Annotated in this window: 1 pseudogene; it reads right to left on the bottom strand. The window is 67.2% G+C overall.

Going from position 1 to position 403, the window contains the following annotated elements:
• Positions 1–161: 161 nt before the first annotated feature.
• A pseudogene (locus I6F24_RS37370) lies at positions 162–403 on the bottom strand (2'-5' RNA ligase); the annotation flags it as partial.

Below are 403 nucleotides of genomic sequence, written 5' to 3'. Positions count from 1 at the left end.
GATGTGGATGGCCGACTGGGCATCATCGACATCGGCCCGTGGCTTGGCAAGCCGGAATCCTGGGTGCAGGCGCTGACACAGCACATCGGCACGCTTGCCCCGGCGAGCGAAGCCGATGGCCCCGTCTGCGGCCCGGACGGCTGTGCGTAACGACGTGGCGCTCAGCCTTTGAGCGCCCAACGGCCGAGTTCGTCGTAGCGCGTCTTGCCGAGCCAGCTATGGATGAAAGCGAACTCGCGTACGGTCCAAGTGATGGGCTCGACTGCCTTCGCCGCAAAGCCGCCGCGGTCATACAACAGCGTGATGTGCGGCTTGAACGGCCCGCGCTGCACCGGCACGGCGGCATGCTCGAGCGCCTCGCCGAGCGCGGCCTGAAACGCCGTCAAACCGCCCACGCCCTCAT

The organism is Bradyrhizobium sp. BRP23 (assembly GCF_020194135.1).
Lineage (GTDB): Bacteria > Pseudomonadota > Alphaproteobacteria > Rhizobiales > Xanthobacteraceae > Bradyrhizobium > Bradyrhizobium yuanmingense.
This window is presented reverse-complemented; position numbering and strand designations above follow the sequence as displayed.